The sequence below is a fragment of the Oxynema aestuarii AP17 genome (assembly GCF_012295525.1).
Taxonomy (GTDB): domain Bacteria; phylum Cyanobacteriota; class Cyanobacteriia; order Cyanobacteriales; family Laspinemataceae; genus Oxynema; species Oxynema aestuarii.
Genome location: NZ_CP051167.1, coordinates 82,305 through 104,356 on the forward strand (window position 1 = coordinate 82,305; position 22,052 = coordinate 104,356).

Consider the following 22,052-nt stretch of genomic DNA (forward strand, 5'->3'; position numbering starts at 1 on the left):
CGGCAAAACGACACAGGGTTTTGAGCTTTCACGTTTTAAGCTTTCACTCAGTCTGGAGTCTCGATTCCCTCATTTTCTCGATCTAAAATCAAAAATCTAAAATCTAAAATCATCATGGGTTTAGGCTTACTGATTGACGGTAAATGGGTTTCCGAACGGGAACAAGAAGATAACCAAGGTCGATTTATTCGTCCTTCTACGACCTTTCGCCATTGGATTACTGCCGACGGTTCCAGTAGCTTTCAAGCCGAAAGCGGACGCTATCATCTCTATATTTCTTGGGCCTGTCCGTGGGCGCATCGAACAGCAATTATGCGCCAATTGAAAGGACTGGATAAGGCGATCTCTCTGTCGGTCGTGTCCGCCGTTATCGACCAAAATAGTTGGGAATTTAGCGACGAACCGGGGATGATTCCCGATCGCGTCAACGGCTGTCATTATTTGTGGCAACTGTATCTTAAAGCCCAACCCGATTATAGCGGACGGGTTACAGTTCCCGTATTGTGGGATAAGAAAACTGGGGCGATCGTCAATAACGAATCTCGCGAAATTATTCGGATGTTAGATACCGAATTTGAAGGGATTGCCCAAAATTCGGTTAATTTTTGTCCGCCGGACTTGAAAGTGGAGGTCGATCGCGCGATCGATGCGATTTACCAACCGATTAATAACGGCGTTTATCGGGCGGGATTTGCAACCACTCAAATGGCCTATGAAGAAGGGGTCGCCGATTTATTTAAAGCCCTGGATAATTGGGAAGAAATTTTAGGGAAACAACGCTATTTATGCGGCGATCGCCTCACGGAGGCAGACTGGTGCATGTTCACAACTTTATTGCGCTTCGATCCGGTTTATTATTTCCATTTTAAATGTAATTTACGCCGGATTCAAGACTATCCCAATCTCTGGAATTATCTCAAAGAGTTATATCAATATCCCGGAGTGAAAGAAACCTGCAATTTCGACCATATCAAGCGCCATTACTATCAAAGTCATCCCAAAGTAAACCCCACTCGTGTCGTTCCTATCGGGCCGATCTTTAATTTAGACGAACCCCACGATCGCGATCGCTTTAGTTCGGAGTGAAGCTGTTAGATCACTTACAGCACTCGGGCGTCTGATGAGGTACAGTGACGATCCCCCTAACCCCCTTTTCAAAGGCGGGTTGGGGGGATTTCGGGGGGAACGAGGAAAGTCCGCCTTTTTAAGGGGGATTTAGGGGGATCTAAATGTCTTGCATAGCAGAGGAAAATGCCATATTAGACATTTAAACTGCATGAGTCAAAGAGCGCGAACGCGAAAGTGTAGACCGAGTAGAATCGTTCCTAAAACCTTTATGAAATAAGCTTTTTACGGATTAAGAATCCTGTCTTTCGGTGGGCTTGAAAAGTTCACCACAGGCTTTGTTCCGTAACTTTAAAAGAGAAAAAGCTTAACTTTACTGACGGGGACGGTCAGTATTGTCGTTTCGTTTCTGATGGGGGTCTTGCTGAACCTCGGGCGACCAAGTCGCTTACCGATCGTGAGTTGGGGAGCGATTGTCTACATCGAAATTCTTCGGGCATTTCCCTTGATTGGAATTGTATTTATAGCACAATAAATGTTACCCTTATTTTTGCCTGCCAATATAGAACGCGATCGCCGGATTGGCTCTATTTAGTGCGACTTAGTGCGGCATATATGGCGGAAAATGTACGTGGAGGCTTGCAATCGATCTCTAGCACTCAACTGGAAGCGGCGACAGCCTTGGGCTTGTCTTCGCCGTTAATTGTCGTCTTAATGGTCTTATCGCAAGCGTTACGGGCGGTGGTTCCCGCGATGGTCGGTCAGTTTATCGGCTGATTTAAGGATACGTCGTTACTGTCGATTGTTGGTTGAGTCGCGTTAACGGGGATGGCGCGATCGATTGTCGCCCAACCCGAATTTATCGGACACTACGCGGAAGTTTATATTTTTGTTACCTTAATTTATTGGCTATTTTGCTATGGGATGTCTTGGGTCAGTCGCCATTTAGAAAAAAAGTTAGGAATAGAGACTTCGACGGATAATCGTTGAGGCGATCGCCACGATCGCGATGGCGCCAGGGTAATGGCGATACAGGTAAGTTTGCTTATTTTTTTCGGCAAATAAAGAGAACCTTTTAAAGTTTGATAAACATTCATAAACTATTATGTTACCTGTCAAAAATCCTTAATTACTCTGACTATAATTAAGGAAAATCCCTAACTCAAGCGTCAAGAACGTCAAGGAGAGTCTCTCATGGATGACTCTGGTAAAAAGTTTCCAACCTATACCGATGAAAGTGTAGCCGACTTGCTGATTTTCTCAATTATTGTTTTGTGTCTGTTTACCTTTGTGATTGTCCTCGGTATTTTTTAGTTGACTGCATCGAACCGAAAAGACAATTAGAAATTCAATAAAGGGCAGGTCGTCGTTGGATCTGTCCTTTCTTTTTCGGATGTAGGAATAAAATATATAAATTTAGGGCGATCGCTATTTTCTTTTAAAAATGCGATCTAGAAATGAAACTTGATGCAACCTTGTGGCATGGTTCTTTTAATAACAAAGAGAGTACCTTACAGCAACTTTCTCCTTATGTAGGAAAGCTAAAAACTGGAATGGTGCAAGTTTTGTTACAACTGTATTCTCAAACAGGAGATACGGTACTCGATCCGTTTTGCGGTTCGGGAGTGGTTCCCTTAGAAGCGGCGATCGCCGGACGCCGGGTATGGGCCAACGATCTCAGCCCCTACGCTTACGCAATTTCCCGGGCAAAGTTGGAGGCGCCATCAACAAAAGCCGAGGCGATCGCCCGCGCCGAAATTTTACTCGAAACCGTCGAACGAGAAGCTCCTAACATCGATTTAACGCTAATTCCTCAATGGGTAAAAGACTTTTTTCACCCAGATACTTTACGAGAAATTATCGTTGCCTTTTGCTGGTTAAAAGAACGAGAAGAGTATTTTCTCACGGGCTGTTTGTTAGGAATTTTGCATCACGTTCGCCCCGGTTTTTTGTCCTATCCAGCTAGCCACCTCGTCCCGTATTTACGAACCTCGAAATATCCCCGCGATCGCTTCCCGGAAATGTACGCTTATCGGGATTTGCGATCGCGGTTGCTCGCTAAAATTAAGCGGGCTTATCGCCGTTCTTTACTCCCAGACCATTGGGGCGATCGCCATTATCAGATTTGGCAAGAGAATGCGATGAGTTTGGCGATCGATAACGAGTCCGTCGATACTATTATTTCCAGCCCGCCGTACTTTGGCGCCCTGGACTACGCCCGCGACAATCGACTGCGTTTGTGGTTTCTCGGTTGTGAGGATTGGCAACAATTAGATCGCTCTTTAACGGCGAAAATTAAAATATATTTACCACAAATGTCGCTTTGCTTGCGAGAAATGTATCGCGTTCTCAAACCCGGCAGTTATTGCATTTTAGTTTTAGGAGACGTGCGTCAAAATGGCAAAACTCGGCGAACGGCAGAACTGTTAGCCGAAGAAGCCCTAAAAGTTACGAGCGATCGCTTCCGTATAGAAACCATTTATGACGATCTGATTCCCGACAATCGGCGATCGCGCCGCCAAACAAAAATGACAAAATTCGAGCGGATTTTAGTGATGCAAAAAACAGCTTGACTTTTAAGCAAAGGTAGAAGTTCGTAAGCCAGCTATCCCGATCTCATTCCCGAGCTCATTTGAGACATCGAACAGGCAACAAAGAACAGACAAAAGCCAAAAATCGGCACTCAGAACTCAGTCATAGAAGTTAGTCGCTTCAATCGATTCCGCTCCATTTTTCCTCCCCAGGGAACATCTGCCCCCTCGCGAGAGTCAATGTCAGAGAAATTCGGCGATTCTTAATTGGAATCGGCGAAAAAATATCCTATTCTGGAGACATCAAATCTATGAATCTTTCTCTCACGGCGAAAGTTCTCGCACTCAGTGCAGGTTTTGCATTGTCTTCAGGGTTCATCTTTCCTCACGCCGCCAACGCGCAAATCCCCAAACCCGCTTTGACGGCAACTTGGTTACTTTTACAAGGTCAAAAATACCCGATTATTCGTTCTATGCCTGTGATTTTAAACAAAGCAGGTGGCTTGGGAAGCGTCGGGGATATTATTCGTCCTCAAACTAGCGATGACGGTCGCTATGAATTGGTCGAACTCATCGGGGATATGAGTTCGCAGAGTGTTTTTTCTTACATGGGACGAACCGCGTTTAGAAAAGCTAGGGTTCAAGATACCGTTACGGGCGAAGTCTTGGAAGTTTTACTTCCCTTAATTGTTCGTTATTTCTAAACCGGATATCTTGCAAGGCTATAAAATTTTTACCTGCTGCTTTCTATATCTTAAACTCCAGTAGCTAGCTGGAGTTTTTTTTATGTTGCTCTATAGCTAAGCTGTTTTTATTTCCAAATGGATAAAAGTTACGAAGTAAACCCGATCGTTGTCCCACCAAAACCCTTATTGCATGATATTTTTAGAAAAAACACTGGTTTGACTCATGCTGTTTACATGCCTAAGCTATTTCTTTTTTTTAATCCCTATAGTAGGTTTAAATTAGTTGAGTCAGGGGGGTTCACCTGAAACCCTTGAGAGTAGGAGCATCCTTCAGGTACGCTCGGGAACACTCGATCCCTACTTAGGTTACAAATCATTTAAGATTACTAAAGCACGATCGCGCTAAAATTAAGCCTTACTCAGACATCAAAGGCGATCGCAACTCCCGATCTCCATCCCATTAAATAAAAATCGCCCTTCTGATGGCCACGATCTTGTAATTGCCGGATATAATTTGAGACATCGAGCGATCGCGCTTCCCCGATCTCCAAATCGGAGAAAACCGGAGGGCGATCGCGCGATCGCTTGTCAGTTTTAATCTCTGGCACTTCAGAGATCCGTGTATCTACTTCCATCAACTCGACTGATGACTTTAGCGCGACGAAATTTTAATAAACTGGCGTTGCAATTTTTACTCGCCAGCACCATTCCACCGACGATTAACGCCTGTCAGCGCAGCAATTCCGATGCGATCGCCCCTCAAACACTGTTCTCGAAAGCCGTAACTTCCAAAGTTAACGAATTAGTTCCCGAACCCGGGTTAGAAATCGATTTAATCATCCCCACCTTTCTCGGAAACGATCGCCGCATTTTTTACGGACGAGGTATTCCTAAAAACCTCAAAGTCCTCGATAAATTCCCATTAGGAACGGGGAGAACAAAAGTAGGCTCGACCTGGAAAACCTGGAGTGGTGCGGGGTGGACCGGACAACCGACCTTAACCCGCGATCGCGAAAAACTCTATTTAACCATCGGATCTTACGACCATCATTTACGCAAAATCGATCTCGACACCAACGAACTCATCTGGAAATATCAATTTGATGACGTTCTTAAAGGAACGGCGACAATTTATATCGATCCGACCGCCACAGACGACAATCGCATCGTGATTTTACAAGGGAGTCGCTTGGGGAATAAAAATTCTGTCTCTACCTCAAAACCGATTCCGAGTTTGCGCGCCATTTCTTTTAGAACGGGTCGAGAAATTTGGAAATTAAATATTAAAAAAACAGCCAGTTACAGCCGGGATAATGATAGCAGCCCTTTAGATTTGGGGAACGGTTTATTATTTAATGCAGGGGAAAATAGTATCGGTTATTTTCTCAACAGTTCGACCAAAGCGGTTTCGGAAAAATTGGAATTGTTGCAGCCGGAAATTTTGAGCGAAGTCCAACTCTACGAGGAACGAGATCGGAGTCGTCAAGGGGGAAATCTCGTGACTGAATCTTCTCCCGCCAGACTCGGCGATCGCCTTTATATTGCCTCTGGTTCCGGTCATATTTATGGCATTAGTGTGACCGATCGCCAAATTGTTTGGGATTTCTTTACCGGATCCGATCTCGATGGAACCGTGGCGATTTCTGACGATGGAAAACTTTTTTGTTCGGTAGAAAAACAATATATTTCTGGTTCGGGAGGCATCTTAAAACTCGATCCGACTCAAGAACCGCAAGCGGCGATCGAATGGTTTTTACCCACAGGAAATGCCAGTTTAAAAAGTTGGAAAGGCGGGGTGATCGGTTCGGTGGCGTTAAACGATCGCTATCGTTCCGGGGAAGAGTTTCCGCCGCTTTTTGCAACGAACGCACTCGACGGCTATTTTTATCTCGGATCGCAACATACAGTGACCGGGGAAAAAGTTAAAAGCTTTTCCGGGAAAGGTGAATACGATACGCCATTAATTTTGTACCAACAGAAAATAGGTGCGTCGATTTCTACACCAATTTTTACCGAGGGCAATCGGGCGATCGCCGCCGGATATAATGGAGTTTATTTATTTGAGTTTATTTGGGAAAAAAGCAATCCGGGCGATCGCCAAGCGGCGGTCAATTCCCGAGGCGAATTTTATCGTTTGAAGGTCGAACAAATCGCGGAATTTAAACCTGGTGTTTCGTTTGAAGCCACTCCAATTGTTTGGAACGATCGCGTTTATCTGTGCGGTCGCGATGGTTGGTTATATACGTTAGGATAACCCAAATACAGCAGTTTTCGCTGTTGGGCGGTACATTTCGATCCCCCTAAATCCCCCTTAAAAAGGGGGACTTTCACTGCCCCCCTTTTTAAGGGGGGTTGGGGGGATCTTTGCCTCTCGTACCTCATGACAGTGCCAATTGCTGTAGGATAACCAAAAATAGAAAGAATCTAACTGGAGGTAGAGCGCGCGATCGCCTAAAAATGTTATAAACAAACCAGCAAAATCTCTCAAAATCGAACATTATTAACCGCTCAATTTGCCTTGAAAGCGCGATCGCGCCGAAAACTAATGTTAAAATCTTGGATGGTTGTTGCTGTCGTCACTTTACTGGTGGCGATCGGTGGAAGTTCCCTCAATTCTTCAGAAGATTTACGCTGGTTCAATCGCCTGCGTCGTCCCCAATGGCTGACCTTTGAAGCCGCCATTCCCCTCATTTGGACTGTTATTTTTATCTGTGGTGCGTGGTCGGCGGTGGTGACCTGGGAAAGCGATCCGGGAACGATTAAAACTTGGGTATTGATGGGGTTTTATTTAGGTTTAGAAATCGTGACCATTTCCTACACGATTCTGTTGACCAAATTGCGAAGTTTGCTCGTCGGAACGATCGTCGGCGCCACGGGAACCGTACTGAGTGCTTTACTCGCCGTCAGTGTCTGGTCGGTTTCCCAGTCGGCGGCGTTGTTATTAGTTCCTTATTTACTTTGGAGTCCGATTGGTACTTATACGACTTGGGAAATGCTCAAACTCAACCCCCCTCACCGCTAGTCCGATCGCGATCGATCGCTGTTTCGAGGGGCGATCGGGTTTTGAGATCGGCTCAACCCATAAACATCCCGATCGCTCGATCGATGGCGAAATAAAAGATAGAATTAATGGCAAAATTAATCGCCAAATTTCTTTTTCATATCCGGGTAAGTGGAGCGATCGCCCGGTCGGACAATGCGACTTTCGTTGTCCGTCGCCGTGACGTTTTCATAAACGCCATCCTCGCGTTTGACTAACTTACTAAACCCGTGACTCTTCAGATCGCTATTCCCCGTCGGGACGATCGTATGTGGTGCGGTAATCAAACGCTTGACGGGAGTATCTTCCGGCGTATCGCCCGGATCGCATTTGGCAAAACGGCAGAGTTCGCCCCAGGTTTGCGCTCTCTCGTTCATCCCGTGCATGACGTCCAACTTTTGGTTATTACTCGGACACAAATAACTGTAGATGGGCATGGCAATAACTCGATTGACGTTTAGGGTATGACGATTTTTAGGAAAATCTTCCTCAATTGAATCGTAGCAATAACTCCCCCAAGTCGTCAATCTAGGGCTTTAGATAAAAAATGGTAAACCATTGGATAAAATGACTCTATTGACTTCATCCTTTTCTCGAAAACTTTAAATAATTAATCATTTTTTGAGGGGTTTTACGGTCAAAAAACTAGATCGGACAACGGCGATCGCCACTTCTGCGGTTGAGCGATCGCGCAGACCCGATCGCCCGTTCCTCAGTCGCAATTTCCCGTACAATTAAAACTTTGCCCTTAATTTTCTCAATCCATCGGTAAGCGCGCGGATGACTAAACTGATTATCCAAATTCCTTGTTATAACGAGGAACGAACCCTCGGCGTCACCTTGAGCGAATTACCTCGCCAGTTGCCCGGAATCGACCAAATTGAATGGTTGATCGTGGACGATGGGAGTCGCGATCGCACCGTAGAAGTCGCCAAAGCTTGTGGGGTCGATCGCATCGTCCGCCTCGGAAGTAACCAAGGGTTGGCGAAAGCTTTTATGGCAGGTTTGGAAGCCTCTTTAAAAGCGGGAGCGGATATTATTGTGAACACCGATGCGGACAATCAATACTGTGCGGAAGATATTCCCAAACTGATCGAACCCATTTTATTGGGAGACGCGGAAATCACGATTGGCGAACGTCCGATCGCCGATATCGAGCATTTTTCACCCACTAAAAAAGCGCTCCAACGCCTCGGGAGTTGGGTCGTTCGTTTGGCGAGCAATACGAAGATTCCCGACGCTCCGAGTGGTTTTCGCGCCTTCAGTCGGGAAGCGGCGATGCGTCTCAATGTTTTTAATGAATATACTTATACTCTGGAAACGATTATTCAAGCGGGACAAAAGGGAATGGCGATTACTTCGGTTCCCATCCGCACGAATGGTTTTTTACGACCGTCGCGTTTAGTCAAAAGTATTCCCGCCTATATTCGGCGATCGATTTTTACAATTTTTCGGATTTTTATGACGTACAAACCTTTACGGTTTTTCCTCATTTTGGGGAGTTTTCCGTTTGGGTTGGGATTTATTCTCGGCGTTCGCTGGATTGTTTATTTTTTGATGGGAACGGAACGCACGCGGATTCCGAGTTTAATTCTGGCGGCGATTTTAATGTTGATGGGCTTTCAATTATGGATGTTGGGCTTAGTGGCGGATTTAATGGCGGTGAATCGCAAGTTACTCGAAGAAATCCAGTTGCGCTTGAGGCGATCGGAGATTGAAAAAGAACGGAAGTAGGAATTTGAGATTTTAGATTTTAGATTTTAGATTTTATGGTGGTTTCAAATAAGAATGAGACACAATATCTGTGTAGAGGTGATTCGCGAATCACCTCTACAGGGTGTGGGTAAACTGACTCTTAAAGGCGCTGTAAATGCCAGAATCTGTCTCAATCTAAATTGAAATGACTTTAGATTTTAGATTTTAGATTTTTAGAGATTACAAAGATAAATATAAAGTAGGGGTTTGGTTACCAAAGCCCTACAATCTCAAACAAGGCTCTTAATGTTTATAATAATAATCTCTTATTGGCCAAAATTTTTCTCAGCTAAAAACTCGGCGACTACATTTTTAACTTTGCGAAATTCACCATCGACTTGATAGTTCAACTGGCGCATTTCGGCGGCAGAAATGTTGCCGGAAATTTGGCCGATAACTTCGGCAAGTTCGGGATATTTTTCTAAGGTTTCTTGGCGAATGACGGGGATCGCTTCGTATGGAGGGAAATATTTTTTATCGTCTTCTAGAACGACTAAATTGAGGGTTTCGATCAAGCCGTCGGTGGAGTTGGCGGCGATCGCGTCTACCTTATTGTTGACTAAGGCGCGGTACATTAACCCTAAATCCATAATTTCCGGACTGCTGGAAAACTTGAGGTTGTAAGTGTCCGACAAGCCGGGAAAACCATCTTCGCGCGAGATGAATTCGTAACCAAAGCCTGCTTCCCATTCGGGGGCGTAGCGAGCTAAATCGGAAATAGTTTTTAACTGATATTTTTGGGCATCTTCGTTCCGAACGACGATAGCGTAAGTATTTTGAAAGCCGAGGGATTGACCCACTTCTAAATTAAATTGCTGTCGATATTCTTCGGCAACAATTTGATAAACTTTTTGGGGATTACTTATCGGTTTTTTGTTTAAAATTGCACTCAGAGCCGTTCCGGTATATTCGACATAGGCATCAATTTGTCCGGCAACGATCGCCCGATGACAGATAAAAGTTCCGCCTAAATTTAAACGTCTTTGGACTTTTAAATCGGTTTGGTTTTCGATATGTTGGGCGAGCAGTTCGCCTAAAATGACTTGTTCGGTAAAATTTTTCGAGCCGATCGCCAGGTCGCCACCACCGGAGAACCCGGAGATCGAAGTACTGCACGCCGCCACCGCCACCGCGACGATCGCGGAAATCAACAACAGGGCGATCGTCTGCCAGCTTTTCTTCGCAAACACTCGACTCATTCGTTCGCCGCTCCTTTGGGGGTGATGTGATTTTCGAGCCAGCCGATCGCGAAATCCGCCAACAACGCCATCAACGCCGCCGGAACGGCCCCCGCGAGAATCAAATCGTTATTGACCATCGAGATCCCTCGAAAAATAAACACGCCTAACCCTCCGGCGCCGATCGCCGCCGCGATCGTAGCGATCCCGACAGAAATCACCGTAGCTACGCGAATTCCGGCCAAAATCACCCCTAACGCCAACGGAATCTCGACTTGAACCAATAACTGCCAGTCCGTCATTCCCATTCCGCGTCCGGCTTCGCGCACTGCCGGGTCTACATTGGTAATCCCGGTGTAGGTGTTGCGAATAATCGGCAGCAGGGAATAGAGCATCAACGCCACCATCGCCGGAACTTTGCCGATCCCGCCGAGGAGGGGAACGGAAATCAAGAAACCGAACATCGCCAAACTCGGGATTGTCTGCACGATATTGGCGAAAGTCAACACGGTTTGAGATAAGCCGGGCTTGCGGGTGATTAAAATTCCGAGGGGCAATCCGATCGCCGTCGCCACCAAAATCGCCACGAACACTAAAAACAGGTGTTCGCCCGATCGCAGCAAAATTTCCGATCCGTATCGTATTAAAAAAAAGTCGTTCATCCCTGAGACTCCCGGGCGAACGCCGAGGCTTCCACATCTTCGAGCGATCGCAAACAACTGATAAACGCCCGGGCCTCCGGATCCTCCGATTCGAGAAACTCTGCCGGAGTCCCGAGGGCGACCATTTTACCGCCATGCATCAAGCCGATGCGCGACGCCAAGATAAACGCTTCTTGAATGTCGTGGGTAACGAAAACGACCGTTTTCCCGAGTTGTTGCTGCAGGCGGCAAAACTCCTGTTGCAATTCCAAGCGAGTAATCGGGTCGAGGGCGCCGAACGGCTCGTCCATCAACATGATTGGCGGGTCCGCCGCCAGAGCGCGGGCGACCCCGACGCGCTGGCGCTGACCTCCGGACAATTGTCTGGGATAGCGGTGTAAGAACTGTCCCGGGGGATCGAGTCCGACCAATTCGAGCAACTCGACCACCCGAGCTTGAATGCGATCGCGCTCCCAATTGAGCAACGACGGCACCAAGCCCACATTTTCGGCGATCGTGAAATGGGGAAATAGCCCGTATCCTTGAATCGCGTAACCGATGCGGCGGCGCAGGGCGATCGGATCCCAGCGCGTCGTCGGCTGACCTTCGACCAACACCTCCCCCGTCGTCGGGACGTAGAGATGATTGATCAACTTCATCGTCGTCGTTTTGCCGCTTCCACTGCGTCCGAGAAGGACGAGTGTTTCGCCCTGGTGGATCTTGAAATTCAAGTTCGACACCAACGTGCGACGGTTGACGCGGAAGGACACGTCGAAAAACTCGACGGCGTTTTCGTTTTCCCGTGACATCAAATTACTTTTTGAATTCGTACACCGCTAACAGACCGTGGGACGCGCCCAACCCCTGTTGCAAGTTCCATTCTAGCTCTCGCAACAGATAGGCCAATTGCGGTTCGACCAAATTGGCGCGCGGGTCGTCCAAGCGCATATTCGGCGCGCAGCGCACCGCCTTGCGAATCGTGCGGATCGCATCTTGAACCAGGGGCGGTTCTCCCGCCGGGGGTTCGGTTTGGAGTTTGTGCGGGTTGCGCCAGTGTTCCAAGGCATCCATGCAGGCGTAAACTACCGCATTCCAAGAATCTTGCAGCTTGTCGAAAAAGCGATTGAGATGGGGGTGATCCGGATGGGGATGGTACTCGAACAGTAACTGAGATAAATCCGTGCGGGTGTTGATTTGGTGTAAGGAGTTGACCGCCGCGCGCAGGGGTGGCGCTTCCGGATTGAATTCCCGAGTGTTCATGTGGCGTCCGACCAGGATCGAGCGATCGCACAGACGGCGTTTCGCCACTTTGACCCCTTTACTCGCCGCAATTTGGGTCACGAAGCGATCGAATTCTTCCCCACCCCAGAAGCGAATCGGGAAGCGTTCGACTTCGATCTCGCCCCGTGCGTCGGGCGGGTAGATATACGACATCGAATAGGTTTTCATAATCGAGCCGTTATCTTTATTTTCCCCCCAGTAGCACGGCCACTCGTAAGAATAGCGTCCCAACAGATCGGCGACGAAAATCGAGCGATCTTCGACATTTTTGCAAATTTGGCCGATCAGTTGCTCGAAAGATTCGTCGTTGAGGTGGGAAAGAGAACCGTAAGAGGAGAAATACACGTCGTAAGGTGCTTCTCCCGGTTCCATCGGCAATCCTTCGTTGAGATCGCAGACGTTAAATGAGGCTTGAGAATGCTTGGCGTGAACTTCTTTGCCTTTTTGGATCATCGCGGGACTGATGTCTACACCTTTGTAGCAACTAATATCCCGGTAACTTAAGACCCGTTCCGGTTCGGAATCGAGATTGCGAGGGCGTTTCGGCAGGGTGGTGAGAATTCCGAGTCCTTCACCCGCGCCACAGCCCAAATCCATGACTCGAATGCCGCTATTCGCTTCTCGTTGGCGTTCCACCAACGGTTCGAGAAATTGACTTAATACGGTTCGATTAAAGCGGTCTTCCCAATATCTTCTTACGTTGTCGTGTTTGCCAAATAGACCCGGAGAATCGCTATCGTAGGCCCCGATTGCAACAGCTTTGGCGTAGTTTTTGAGAACATCAAGTTGCTTCATACACTCTGTCCCTCAGTGTTGTTTGTGGCCACCCGCGAACAAGTGACGAATTTTGTTTTAGATTTTGACCGCTTTGCCTGTGGCTTTTTACAGTCGTTCGACTCCCTCGGTTGATGTTGAAAGATCGAATTGTGGTTGAAAATTTGCCATTTTCTGCGCGATCGCCCCGATTTGACTGCTAAGATAAATCGTAGGAATCCTACGGCTTGGGCGGTCTGCCTAGACCATCTAAGCACTTATCGGGCTATCTGTTAAGCGCCAAGCGAACATTTCGCTCGTGGCGAGCGGTTTTTTGTGTGACCTTTGTCTGGCTTTTGTCTGACGTTTGTCTTGACTTCAAACCCTAGAGTGGGCGTTCGGACCAACGGGCGACGTTATCTAAAATTGGTTCCGGACGGTCGAAAACGTCCATAAAGATTTGATGGTAGTAACATTCTTCAGGCGATCGCAGATTTGCATCGGGATGCTGCCGCGCGTAGCCTTGTGCTGCTTCGGGATCGATCGCCGAGGCGAGCATTTCGCTCAACAAATCGACGGTACCACTGCCTTCGTCAAATTGTTCTTTGACGCGCCAGACAATTTGTTCGGGGAGTAAGTCTTCAAAAGTTTTACGCAAAATCCATTTTTCGGTGACCGGGGAACCGACGAGTTTTAATTTCGCCGGAATGCGTTGTCCCAATTCAATCATTTTCAAATCGAGGAAGGGAACTCGTCCTTCGATGGAATGGGCCATCGTCAGGCGATCGACGCGCTGCAAGTTGATATTGTGTAACGAGGTCACCGAACGGCGCAATTCGCGATGGAGGGTCGCTTCGTCGGGAATATCTTTGTAGTAGGTGTAGCCTGCAAACAGCTCGTCGGCCCCTTCTCCCGTGAGGATGACTTTGACGTGTTGCGCGGCGAGACGGGAAGTGAAGTAACAGGGAATCGCGCTGCGAACGAGGTCTTGGTCGTAAGATTCGAGGAAATAGATGATTTCGGGGAGTTTTTCGCGAACTTCCTTCGCGGTAATCGTGTATTCGTGATGGATCGTGTCGAGATGCCGGGAGACTAAGCGGGCGGCTTCGAGGTCCTTGCTGCCTTCGATCCCCACGGAGAAGGTGTGCAGGGGGGATTGATGCTGGCGGGCGATCGCGGCGATCAGGCTGCTGTCGAGTCCGCCGGAGAGAAAGGCGCCGAGGGGAACGTCGCTCATCAAGCGCTTGACGACCGCCGTTTCTAAGGTTTCGCGCAGGCGGGGAATCCAGTAGTCCGCATCGGTAGCGAGTTCGGGGTCGAGGTCCGGAACGCTGTAGAACGAGGAAAATCCGGAGTCGGAATGGAACAGACTCCCGGGGGGAAATTCGCGGACGTTGCGACAATGGGGGGCGATCGCCTTGAGTTCCGAGGCGAACAGGAAAGAACCGTCTTTTTCGCCGTAGTACAGGGGTTTGATCCCGATCGGATCGCGCGCCGCAAACAGGGAATCCCCGTCGGCGATCGCAAAAGCGTACATCCCGTCAATCTGCTGTAAAACGTCCGTACCGCTTTCTTCGTACAGGTGTAAAATTGCTTCCGTATCGCTGCTGGTGTTGAAGTCGTAGCGATCGCTCAGACCCGAGCGTAACTGTTTGAAATTGTAAATTTCCCCGTTGGCGACGATCGCCCGACTTTTTTGACGACCGTAAATCGGTTGATTGCCACCTTCCGGATCCATGATACTCAGGCGACGATGACCCAAGATCCCCTCGACACTGGTGGAGACAAACATCCCTTCCGCGTCGGGTCCCCGGTGAATCAGGGAATCCATCATCGCTTTAACGCTTGTTTGGTCTTTATCGCCCCAAATCCCGGCAATACCACACATAATTCTTTAGTTCTCTTCAATCTCTATATTCAACGCTTCGCCCCGTGCGAGGCATTCGGTGCTTGGATCGATTGCAACACGACACCGAACAGCGACCCTGGAAATTATACATTTTTTTTAGTTTTTATGCAAGGATTATCGAGGGGGGCTTCCCAGAAATAAACCGTGAAATCTTTTCCAGAATCATCGTTTCCAGAAAGACATCCCCTCTGAAATTGAGAGACTTTTCCGTCTAAAATAATGCAATAGAATTGCAAGTCCATCGCAAAATTTTCTTTTAAAAACTAGAGAGACGATGGGGGAAGCGGTTCGAGGAGGGAACTCAGATGCAACTGCTCGAAGTCTGCATCGGCAGTAGTACCGGAGAGAATAGTACCGGAGAGAAACAGGCGGTTAGAGAAATAGGCATCATCGCAGTGCACGAGATTAAGTTACAGTGAATTGACGATATTCTTAGAGAGTAAAATAACCCCTCAATCGGAACGAGTAGAGCGGGGCGATGCGCTATTTTTAACCGTAATTTTGCACCGGATCCGACAAGGGAGGCGATCTCGTCGTCAAGTCCGGCGATCGTCCTGTGAAGGCAACCCCATCCGGAGCTTACCCTAGCAAAGTGGCTCTACAAGGCTTGTCCGGAGCTGGTCGAACCCTGTTGGGAGCGAAGCCGAAGGGGGGCAAAGCTTTAAAACTATTGTTTTTGGTAAGATTTTCCATTCAGTTTTAGAGTAGTCAAGGGGGGCTGTAAACCGACTGGAGGCGATCGCCACGGGTCGAACCCGGTTACCCTCGTATTCGTGGTGGGAACAGTTTGAGAATCCCGTTAATTTGCCGTGATGGCAAGGGGAGGAGATGGAGCGCAAGAAAGATGCCTAAGATTCTATTAGTTGAAGATAATGAAATGAATCGGGATATGTTGTTACGTCGCCTCAAACGGCGCGGTTTTGACGTGGCGATCGCCATTGACGGAGGCCAGGGAGTGGACATGGCGACCTCGGAAGCTCCGGATCTGATCTTGATGGATATGAGCTTACCCGTCCTCGACGGTTGGGAAGCGACGCGGCGCATCAAAGCCGCCCCAGAAACTCATTCCATCCCGATTATCGCCCTGACCGCTCATGCGATGTCCGGCGATCGCGAGAAATGCTTGGACGCCGGATGCGACGACTACGACACCAAACCTGTAGAGTTTCCCCGATTGCTCGAAAAAATTAAATCTCTCATTTCCAAAGAAGCCACCCCGTAAGGGCGCTCTCGACCGAGGGATCGTGGCCGCATCCACGGCTTTAAGAGCCGCGCGATCGCCCGTCCCGTCTTCTCGGCGAGCGATCGCCCTCCCAAGCCCTGGCAACGGGGAAACTCGCGGTTCGCCCTCCCCGGGGGCTCCCCAAAAGTTGCGATAGAATTGCAAAAAAATCGAGGTTTGAAGCGCAAGGGTCAAGAGAACCTCTTTTTTTCTAATTGTATAAATTCGTCGCTATTGCCTTCAAAAAATAGTTGTTAAACTGAAAAGCAACCCAAACCCTCGCCGATTGAAACCCTCCACATTGCAACCTGTAGGGGCGTTTCGCGAAACGCCCCTACAAGAAATCGCGATTCTCGCTCGGGGAACAATCGACCCGATCGCCCCGAAGCGTCGAAGGTCGTGCGATCGAATTCGTGCAGGAGTTGCCCCGCAAACCCAGAAGGTCTGTACAGTTATGGATCTCCACTTCGAGAAATCCCCATCCCGTCTCGTCTGGATTTATACCTCCCTCGGGATGACCTTCGGCTGCGGCTTGACCGTCGGCTGTTGGGTATGGGATCTCGCCCACCAAGATCTCGGTTTATCCGTCACCGCGATCGCCACCCTTCACGATTCCCAACCGAGTTATTGGCTTTTAGACCTGTTCCCCTTCTTGTTCGGCTGGTTAGTCTACCAGCACGGCTTGGGGCGATCGCCCCATCCCGGAGCGACCCCAGAAACGGACCGTGCCTACCTCAGTGCGGATCCCGGCGAGGCGATCGCCGCCAGCCCCGGCAACCCGGACGATCGTCCCCGACGGGCGGCGGCGAAACCACCGAACGGAGATTCCCACTGGAACGCCGCCAGCGTCGCCCTTTACTGGCAACAAATGCCCCTAGCGGCGATCGGACTCGACCTCGACGGGCGGATCGTCAGTTGGAATCGAGCCGCCGAGCAGATCTTCGGCTATGGCGATCGCGAGGCGATCGATCGCCCCTTCGCCCCCTTATTAGTCGCGCCCCCTTTTCACGATGCCTTCGAGCGCCTGTGGCACGATTTGCTCGAAGAGCGACAGACCAGTCAAACCACCTACCAAAACCTCACCAAACAGGGAAAAATCGCCGTTTGCGAGTGGTACAACACCCCCCTGATCGACCCCCACGGCGAACTGGTCGGCGTCGTCGCCCTCGCCCGCAATATCAGCCAGCAAGTCGAATCGGAAGCCGTTCGCCGCGAAATGGAATATCGCTTTCGCCGCCTTGCCGAAGCTACCTTTGAAGGCATTCTCATCCACAATTGGGGAACGATTCTCGACGCCAACCAAGCCCTCGCCACCATGAGCGGCTACGCCCTCGAAGAATTGATCGGGATCGACGGCTTCGAGTTACTCCATCCCGACTCTCGCGCCTTCGTGCGCGAGCAAATCGCTCGGGGAGAAGAGCGGCCCTACGAAGTGACCGCCTTGAAAAAAGATGGCACGACCTTTCCCGTAGAAATTCAAGGGCGATCGCTACCCTTCCAAGGAGAAACGGTGAGAGTGGCGGCGATCCGGGATATCAGCGAGCGCAAGCGGTCTCTAGAGGCTCTGCGGCGCAGCGAGGCGCGCTATCGGGCCATTTCCGAGATGGTTTCCGATTTCGTTTATTCTTTCGAGATCGACGCCGACGGAGGAGAGGTACTCGGGTGGCTGACCGACTCGTTCGAGCGGATGACGGGCTATCGCGTCGCGGAGATCGTTCGCCGAGGGGGCTGGCGGGAGTTGGTGCATCCGGAGGACGCAGGGCGTTATGCCGAGTTTCAACGGCAATTGCTCGAAAAGCGATCGGCGTCCGGGGAGTATCGAATTTTCGCTAAAAATGGCGAGGCGTGCTGGTTGCGCGATACGGCGAAATGGGTGTGGGACGAAGAGCAAGGGCGCTACGGGCAGATTTTGGGGTCGGTTCGCAATATCAGCGATCGCAAGCGATCGGAAGCCCAGACCTTGCATACGATGTACTTGTTGCGTAAAAGCGAGGCCAAAAATCGTGCCTTGCTCAATGCGATTCCGGATTTGATGTTTCGCTTCGATCGCGCCGGAACCGTGTTGGATTTAAAGGCGGTCAAAGGGGTGGAGTTGGGAACGAGTCCGGTGCAGTTTGTCGGACGCCCACTCGCCGAACTATTTCCCGCCGAGGTGGCAGATCTGTGCATGAAAGCCCTGGAACGGGCGTTCAAGTGCCAGGATATCGAGATTTTCGAGTATGAATTGAATCTCGACGGCGAACCGTGCAGTTACGAGAGTCGGATCGTGGCGAGTGGGGACAATGAAGTGTTGGCGATCGTGCGCGACATTACCCAGCGCAAGCGCTGGGAACGGGCGGTGAGCGAAAGCGAGGAGAAATATCGCTCGGTGGTCGAGGGGGTGCGCGAGGCAATTTTTCAAACCGATCGCGCCGGACGGCTGACCTTTCTCAATCCGGCGTGGACTGAAATGACTGGATATGCAGTGGGCGAGAGTTTGGGCTGCTCTTTTATAGATTACGTGCATCCGAGCGATCGCCCCAAGTATGCCCAAATGTTTGCGCGGGCGATGGCGAGGGTTCCCGGGGACGACGACGAGGCGATCGCCCCCGGGGATGGAGTACCCGATTTTACCCGCCCCCATGAAGTCTGTTACTTGACCAAAGCGGGAGAAATGCGGTGGATGGAAGTCAACGCCCGTGTCTGTCTCGACGACGAAGGGGCGATCGTCGGCAGTGCGGGGATTCTCAACGATACCACCGAGCGCAAGCGCGCCGAGGAGCAGTTACGGCAAGCCAAAGCGGCTGCAGAAGCCGCCAACCAAGCGAAAAGTACGTTTCTGGCGAATATGAGCCACGAACTGCGAACGCCGTTAAATGCGATCGTCGGCTATAGCGAACTGTTGCAAGAAGATTGGGAAGAGTTGGGCGACGATCGCTCGATCGCCGATTTACAACGGATTCAAACCGCCGGAAAGCACTTGCTCAGTTTGATTAATGACATTTTGGATATTTCCAAGATCGAAGCCGGAAAGATGGAGTGGGAACTCGAAAGTTTTGAGATCGAGTCCCTCGTCGAGGAAATCGTCGCCAGCACTCAACCGCAGATCGCCAAAAATAATAACCAACTCGAAATTATTTACGGCCCCCATCTCGGCTCGATGTACGCCGACGCCACCAAAGTTCGACAAATTTTAGTCAATTTACTCGGAAATGCGGCGAAATTTACCACGAATGGGAAGATTACCCTGAGCGTCCGCCGGGAAAAAACTACCTTGCGCGCGGCGCGATCGCGCGATCGCGCCGATACGATTGTTTTTTGCGTCAGCGATACCGGGATCGGCATCGCCCCCCATCAATTGCCCAAACTGTTTGAAGCGTTTTCCCAAGGGGATGCATCGACCACGCGCAAATACGGCGGCACGGGTTTGGGTTTGGCAATCTGTCATGAATTCTGCAAAATGATGGGCGGTGAGATTTCTGTGGAAAGCGAATGCGATCGCGGTTCTACCTTTACCGTCCGTCTGAGTGCTGTCGTCGAAAGCCCGACAACACCCGGATCTAACCGTTAGTCTTGAGGATAAACAAAATAATACAAGACCCCTTCAACTCGCTAGAATCCAATAGATGAACCCCTTTGCTTGCTGGAGAATTTCCCCCTTCTCAAATGGCGATCGATGGGTTCGTCCGCTCTACGGCTCGCGATACGCCGAAGGCGTCGCTTCGCTAACGCACGGCGCCCGTCGTCCCGTTTCTCGACCGTCGGCCTCGATTTTGTAGGCTTCTCAACCCCTCCGTGCGAGGTTCGATCTTCTAAACTTTAGACTATAAACTTTAAACTCTTTCGCAACTGAGGCGATCGCGATCTTCTCCTTCTGGAATCAACCCTGTCCCATTCAATTCGGGATCGATTTAGATAAAGAGGCTGTACCATGACACTCGACCAAGCTTCAGTGCTTGTGGTAGATGATGTTGAAGCAAACCGAGATTTGCTCTGCCGTCGGCTCCAACGGCAGGGCTACACCGTGCAGGTGGCGGAAGATGGAGTCAAAGCACTGGAGTTGATTCGCGCCGAACCGTTTGATTTGGTGCTACTCGATATCATGATGCCCCAAATGAATGGGTATCAGGTTCTCGAAGAGCTCAAAGCCGACCCGAATTTACGTCATATCCCGGCGATCATGATCTCCGCCGTAGACGATATCGATAGTGTCGTCAAGTGCATTAAACTCGGTGCAGAAGATTATTTACCCAAACCCTTCAATCCCGTTTTACTCAAGGCTCGGATTAGTGCCTGTTTGGAGAAAAAGCGCCTGCGCGACCAAGAACAAGCCTTTTTGCAGCAGTTGAAGGAAGAACAGGAAAAATCCGAACGGCTCTTACTCAATATTCTGCCCAAACCGATCGCCGAACGACTCAAGCAAGGCGAACGCACGATCGCCGATAATTTTACTCAAGTGACGGTGATGTTTGCCGATATTGTCGGCTTTTCTCAATTGTCCGCTCACTTGTCTCCCGCCGAGTTAGTCGAATTTCTCAACGAGATTTTTTCCCAGTTCGACCAACTCGCCGACCATTACGGACTCGAAAAAATTAAAACCATCGGCGACGCCTATATGGTCGTCGGCGGATTGCCCACCCCACGCCCGGATCACGCCGAGGCGATCGCCCGAATGGCCCTCGATATGCTCGTCGATATCAAGCAATTCCGCACCAAATACGGCGAAAGTGTGCGAATGCGTATCGGAATCGGCACCGGTCCGGTGGAAGCTGGGGTTATCGGTACGAAAAAGTTTAGTTACGATTTATGGGGCGATACGGTCAATATGGCCAGCCGGATGGAATCTCACGGGATTCCCGACTGTATCCAAGTCACGGAAACGACTTATCAATGTCTCAAAGATCGATTTTTATTCGAGAAACGCGGTGCGATTCAAGTGAAGGGGAAAGGGGAAATGGTGACGTATTTATTGGTGGGGAAAAGTGAAAAGTGAAGAGGGAAAAGTGAAGAGGGAAGAGGGAAGAGGGAAGAGGGAAAAATTCCTGAATCTAAAATCTAAAATCTAAAATCTAAAATGCCCCCCGCGACTCCCCCAGACGCTGGTACACTGGAGGGTAAAGATTTGTGCACAACTGCGATCTAGGTCATGCGATTGTCGTGCTACGAGGGAGGGCAATGCTAATGGGCACCCAACGAACTGAGAATCCTCACGCCTTTAGCCCGAGGAGTGTCAATGAGGTGATTGCTACAGTCTTGCCCGTGTCGGCCATAGCGCCGACGGTTACTCCCGATCGCACCGCTCAAGTCACTCGAAAACCTTATCCGAATTATCGGGTCATCGTCCTTGACGACGACTTCAATACGTTCGAACATGTGGCCACTTGTTTGATGCAATATATCCCCGGAATGACGGGCGATCGCGCCTGGAAACTGACCAATCAAGTACACTTTGAAGGTCAGGCGACTGTCTGGGTCGGGCCGTTAGAACAGGCGGAATTATATCACCAACAACTGAGTCGAGCCGGGTTGACCATGGCGCCTTTAGAACAGGCATGAATGGCGATCGCGCAGTGACGACCTAGGAGTATCGCCCGGTAACACTCTCTTGGCGTAATGTGAGTAAACTTTAACATGAGTAATCCCGGCGGCGGGCGTTTAGTCCTCAACCATTCCACAAATTTACCCGGTTTAATTCCGGTTCTGGAACGCTTGGTAAAAGTTTCCGGAGTTCAAACAGTCACCCCCGGCGTTATCGGACGGGCAAAAGGTCACTGTCCCCACCTGCGCCTGAGAGTGTCGGTTCCGATTCGCGGGGGCTACAAGGCGATCGCCCGTCAGGGAAAAACCGTGCAAGAAGTTTTTATTATCACCAATTTGAGTAAAAAAGATTTAGAAGAGGCGATTAAATCGGTCAAGAAATAGGAAATCGCCTCTGTGATTACCCAATCGATCGCATCAATGATAGAGCAACCGTAGGGGCGAACCCTCAAAAATCTAGCGCTCCTAATGCGA

The 22,052-nt window shown here is 49.7% G+C and carries 22 protein-coding genes; 12 read left to right on the forward strand and 10 right to left on the reverse strand.

All coding sequences use genetic code 11. The features are described from left to right. The first annotated feature begins 114 nt into the window (after window positions 1–114). Together HCG48_RS00365 and HCG48_RS25615 are read left to right on the forward strand one after the other, a co-directional pair. On the forward strand, window positions 115–1,086 hold the full coding sequence (locus HCG48_RS00365; RefSeq protein WP_168567389.1) for a glutathione S-transferase family protein: 972 nt from the start codon (window positions 115–117) through the stop codon (window positions 1,084–1,086). Between the two features lie 594 nt (window positions 1,087–1,680). Then, window positions 1,681–1,842 (forward strand): ABC transporter permease family protein, encoded by a 162-nt coding sequence (locus HCG48_RS25615; protein ID WP_222858210.1) that lies wholly within the window; start codon window positions 1,681–1,683, stop codon window positions 1,840–1,842. Window positions 1,843–1,982: 140 nt separating this feature from the next. On the opposite strand, the gene HCG48_RS00375 is transcribed toward HCG48_RS25615, so the two are convergent. Continuing rightward, window positions 1,983–2,162: a hypothetical protein gene (locus HCG48_RS00375; protein WP_168567308.1), complete on the reverse strand. Its 180-nt coding sequence runs from the start codon at window positions 2,160–2,162 to the stop codon at window positions 1,983–1,985. A gap of 360 nt (window positions 2,163–2,522) precedes the next feature. On the opposite strand from HCG48_RS00375, the gene HCG48_RS00380 reads away from it, so the two are divergent. Both HCG48_RS00380 and HCG48_RS00385 read left to right on the forward strand, forming a co-directional pair. Next, the gene (locus HCG48_RS00380; RefSeq protein ID WP_168567390.1) at window positions 2,523–3,638 is read left to right on the forward strand and encodes a DNA methyltransferase; all 1,116 of its coding nucleotides are present in this window, start codon (window positions 2,523–2,525) and stop codon (window positions 3,636–3,638) included. A gap of 269 nt (window positions 3,639–3,907) precedes the next feature. Then, on the forward strand, window positions 3,908–4,300 hold the full coding sequence (locus tag HCG48_RS00385) for a hypothetical protein (RefSeq protein WP_168567391.1): 393 nt from the start codon (window positions 3,908–3,910) through the stop codon (window positions 4,298–4,300). A gap of 401 nt (window positions 4,301–4,701) precedes the next feature. Here the strand turns inward: HCG48_RS00385 and HCG48_RS00390 are convergent, their stop codons facing one another. Further along, entirely contained in the window at window positions 4,702–4,917 is a 216-nt protein-coding gene (locus HCG48_RS00390; RefSeq protein WP_168567392.1) for a hypothetical protein, read from the reverse strand. A gap of 11 nt (window positions 4,918–4,928) precedes the next feature. On the opposite strand from HCG48_RS00390, the gene HCG48_RS00395 reads away from it, so the two are divergent. Both HCG48_RS00395 and HCG48_RS00400 read left to right on the forward strand, forming a co-directional pair. Beyond that, window positions 4,929–6,536, forward strand: a complete 1,608-nt coding sequence (locus HCG48_RS00395; RefSeq protein WP_168567393.1) for an outer membrane protein assembly factor BamB family protein — start codon at window positions 4,929–4,931, stop codon at window positions 6,534–6,536. Window positions 6,537–6,827: 291 nt separating this feature from the next. Further along, the gene (locus tag HCG48_RS00400; RefSeq protein WP_168567394.1) at window positions 6,828–7,304 is read left to right on the forward strand and encodes a TspO/MBR family protein; all 477 of its coding nucleotides are present in this window, start codon (window positions 6,828–6,830) and stop codon (window positions 7,302–7,304) included. Between the two features lie 116 nt (window positions 7,305–7,420). Here HCG48_RS00400 and HCG48_RS00405 read toward each other — a convergent pair whose 3' ends face one another. Beyond that, window positions 7,421–7,759: an FmdB family zinc ribbon protein gene (locus HCG48_RS00405; protein WP_168567395.1), complete on the reverse strand. Its 339-nt coding sequence runs from the start codon at window positions 7,757–7,759 to the stop codon at window positions 7,421–7,423. A gap of 208 nt (window positions 7,760–7,967) precedes the next feature. After that, window positions 7,968–8,123, reverse strand: coding sequence for a hypothetical protein (locus tag HCG48_RS00410; protein WP_168567396.1), 156 nt, complete (start codon window positions 8,121–8,123; stop codon window positions 7,968–7,970). Between HCG48_RS00410 and HCG48_RS00415 the strand changes: the two genes are divergently transcribed. Then, window positions 8,103–9,056, forward strand: coding sequence for a glycosyltransferase family 2 protein (locus tag HCG48_RS00415; RefSeq protein WP_168567397.1), 954 nt, complete (start codon window positions 8,103–8,105; stop codon window positions 9,054–9,056). The genes HCG48_RS00410 and HCG48_RS00415 overlap by 21 nt on opposite strands. 287 nt (window positions 9,057–9,343) lie before the next feature. Here the strand turns inward: HCG48_RS00415 and HCG48_RS00420 are convergent, their stop codons facing one another. From HCG48_RS00420 to HCG48_RS00445, 6 genes are all read right to left on the reverse strand, one after another. Then, window positions 9,344–10,276: a glycine betaine ABC transporter substrate-binding protein gene (locus tag HCG48_RS00420; protein WP_168567398.1), complete on the reverse strand. Its 933-nt coding sequence runs from the start codon at window positions 10,274–10,276 to the stop codon at window positions 9,344–9,346. Then, window positions 10,273–10,917 (reverse strand): ABC transporter permease, encoded by a 645-nt coding sequence (locus HCG48_RS00425; RefSeq protein WP_168567399.1) that lies wholly within the window; start codon window positions 10,915–10,917, stop codon window positions 10,273–10,275. Before HCG48_RS00425 ends, HCG48_RS00420 begins: the two co-directional genes overlap by 4 nt. Beyond that, on the reverse strand, window positions 10,914–11,705 hold the full coding sequence (locus HCG48_RS00430; RefSeq protein ID WP_168567400.1) for an ATP-binding cassette domain-containing protein: 792 nt from the start codon (window positions 11,703–11,705) through the stop codon (window positions 10,914–10,916). The genes HCG48_RS00425 and HCG48_RS00430 overlap by 4 nt, the downstream gene beginning before the upstream one ends. Window positions 11,706–11,709: 4 nt before the next feature. Next, window positions 11,710–12,972: a class I SAM-dependent methyltransferase gene (locus HCG48_RS00435; protein ID WP_168567401.1), complete on the reverse strand. Its 1,263-nt coding sequence runs from the start codon at window positions 12,970–12,972 to the stop codon at window positions 11,710–11,712. Between the two features lie 343 nt (window positions 12,973–13,315). Continuing rightward, window positions 13,316–14,818 (reverse strand): asparagine synthase B, encoded by a 1,503-nt coding sequence (gene asnB / locus HCG48_RS00440; protein WP_168567402.1) that lies wholly within the window; start codon window positions 14,816–14,818, stop codon window positions 13,316–13,318. A gap of 284 nt (window positions 14,819–15,102) precedes the next feature. Then, a complete protein-coding gene (locus HCG48_RS00445; RefSeq protein ID WP_168567403.1) occupies window positions 15,103–15,240 on the reverse strand; it encodes a hypothetical protein in 138 nt (45 codons plus the stop codon). Window positions 15,241–15,683: 443 nt separating this feature from the next. On the opposite strand from HCG48_RS00445, the gene HCG48_RS00450 reads away from it, so the two are divergent. The 5 genes from HCG48_RS00450 (at window position 15,684) to HCG48_RS00470 (ending at window position 21,962) form a co-directional block, all read left to right on the forward strand. Further along, entirely contained in the window at window positions 15,684–16,061 is a 378-nt protein-coding gene (locus HCG48_RS00450; RefSeq protein WP_168567404.1) for a response regulator, read from the forward strand. A gap of 286 nt (window positions 16,062–16,347) precedes the next feature. Continuing rightward, complete coding sequence (locus tag HCG48_RS00455) at window positions 16,348–19,611, forward strand: PAS domain-containing sensor histidine kinase (protein ID WP_168567405.1); 3,264 nt, start codon at window positions 16,348–16,350, stop codon at window positions 19,609–19,611. Window positions 19,612–19,971: 360 nt separating this feature from the next. Beyond that, a complete protein-coding gene (locus tag HCG48_RS00460; protein ID WP_168567406.1) occupies window positions 19,972–21,033 on the forward strand; it encodes an adenylate/guanylate cyclase domain-containing protein in 1,062 nt (353 codons plus the stop codon). Window positions 21,034–21,281: 248 nt separating this feature from the next. Next, entirely contained in the window at window positions 21,282–21,596 is a 315-nt protein-coding gene (gene clpS / locus HCG48_RS00465) for an ATP-dependent Clp protease adapter ClpS (protein WP_445974486.1), read from the forward strand. A 75-nt stretch (window positions 21,597–21,671) separates the two neighbouring features. After that, window positions 21,672–21,962: a DUF2103 domain-containing protein gene (locus HCG48_RS00470; protein WP_168567408.1), complete on the forward strand. Its 291-nt coding sequence runs from the start codon at window positions 21,672–21,674 to the stop codon at window positions 21,960–21,962. Window positions 21,963–22,052 lie beyond the last annotated feature (90 nt).

What these genes read in the sequence shown, in the direction of transcription:
- HCG48_RS00365 (WP_168567389.1), top strand. Translation starts at nt 115, where the DNA reads ATGGGTTTAGGCTTACTGATTGACGGTAAATGGGTTTCCGAACGGGAA.
- HCG48_RS25615 (WP_222858210.1), top strand. Translation starts at nt 1,681, where the DNA reads ATGGCGGAAAATGTACGTGGAGGCTTGCAATCGATCTCTAGCACTCAA.
- HCG48_RS00375 (WP_168567308.1), bottom strand. Translation starts at nt 2,162, where the DNA reads ATGAATGTTTATCAAACTTTAAAAGGTTCTCTTTATTTGCCGAAAAAA.
- HCG48_RS00380 (WP_168567390.1), top strand. Translation starts at nt 2,523, where the DNA reads ATGAAACTTGATGCAACCTTGTGGCATGGTTCTTTTAATAACAAAGAG.
- HCG48_RS00385 (WP_168567391.1), top strand. Translation starts at nt 3,908, where the DNA reads ATGAATCTTTCTCTCACGGCGAAAGTTCTCGCACTCAGTGCAGGTTTT.
- HCG48_RS00390 (WP_168567392.1), bottom strand. Translation starts at nt 4,917, where the DNA reads ATGGAAGTAGATACACGGATCTCTGAAGTGCCAGAGATTAAAACTGAC.
- HCG48_RS00395 (WP_168567393.1), top strand. Translation starts at nt 4,929, where the DNA reads ATGACTTTAGCGCGACGAAATTTTAATAAACTGGCGTTGCAATTTTTA.
- HCG48_RS00400 (WP_168567394.1), top strand. Translation starts at nt 6,828, where the DNA reads ATGTTAAAATCTTGGATGGTTGTTGCTGTCGTCACTTTACTGGTGGCG.
- HCG48_RS00405 (WP_168567395.1), bottom strand. Translation starts at nt 7,759, where the DNA reads ATGCCCATCTACAGTTATTTGTGTCCGAGTAATAACCAAAAGTTGGAC.
- HCG48_RS00415 (WP_168567397.1), top strand. Translation starts at nt 8,103, where the DNA reads ATGACTAAACTGATTATCCAAATTCCTTGTTATAACGAGGAACGAACC.
- HCG48_RS00420 (WP_168567398.1), bottom strand. Translation starts at nt 10,276, where the DNA reads ATGAGTCGAGTGTTTGCGAAGAAAAGCTGGCAGACGATCGCCCTGTTG.
- HCG48_RS00425 (WP_168567399.1), bottom strand. Translation starts at nt 10,917, where the DNA reads ATGAACGACTTTTTTTTAATACGATACGGATCGGAAATTTTGCTGCGA.
- HCG48_RS00430 (WP_168567400.1), bottom strand. Translation starts at nt 11,705, where the DNA reads ATGTCACGGGAAAACGAAAACGCCGTCGAGTTTTTCGACGTGTCCTTC.
- HCG48_RS00435 (WP_168567401.1), bottom strand. Translation starts at nt 12,972, where the DNA reads ATGAAGCAACTTGATGTTCTCAAAAACTACGCCAAAGCTGTTGCAATC.
- asnB (WP_168567402.1), bottom strand. Translation starts at nt 14,818, where the DNA reads ATGTGTGGTATTGCCGGGATTTGGGGCGATAAAGACCAAACAAGCGTT.
- HCG48_RS00450 (WP_168567404.1), top strand. Translation starts at nt 15,684, where the DNA reads ATGCCTAAGATTCTATTAGTTGAAGATAATGAAATGAATCGGGATATG.
- HCG48_RS00460 (WP_168567406.1), top strand. Translation starts at nt 19,972, where the DNA reads ATGACACTCGACCAAGCTTCAGTGCTTGTGGTAGATGATGTTGAAGCA.
- HCG48_RS00470 (WP_168567408.1), top strand. Translation starts at nt 21,672, where the DNA reads ATGAGTAATCCCGGCGGCGGGCGTTTAGTCCTCAACCATTCCACAAAT.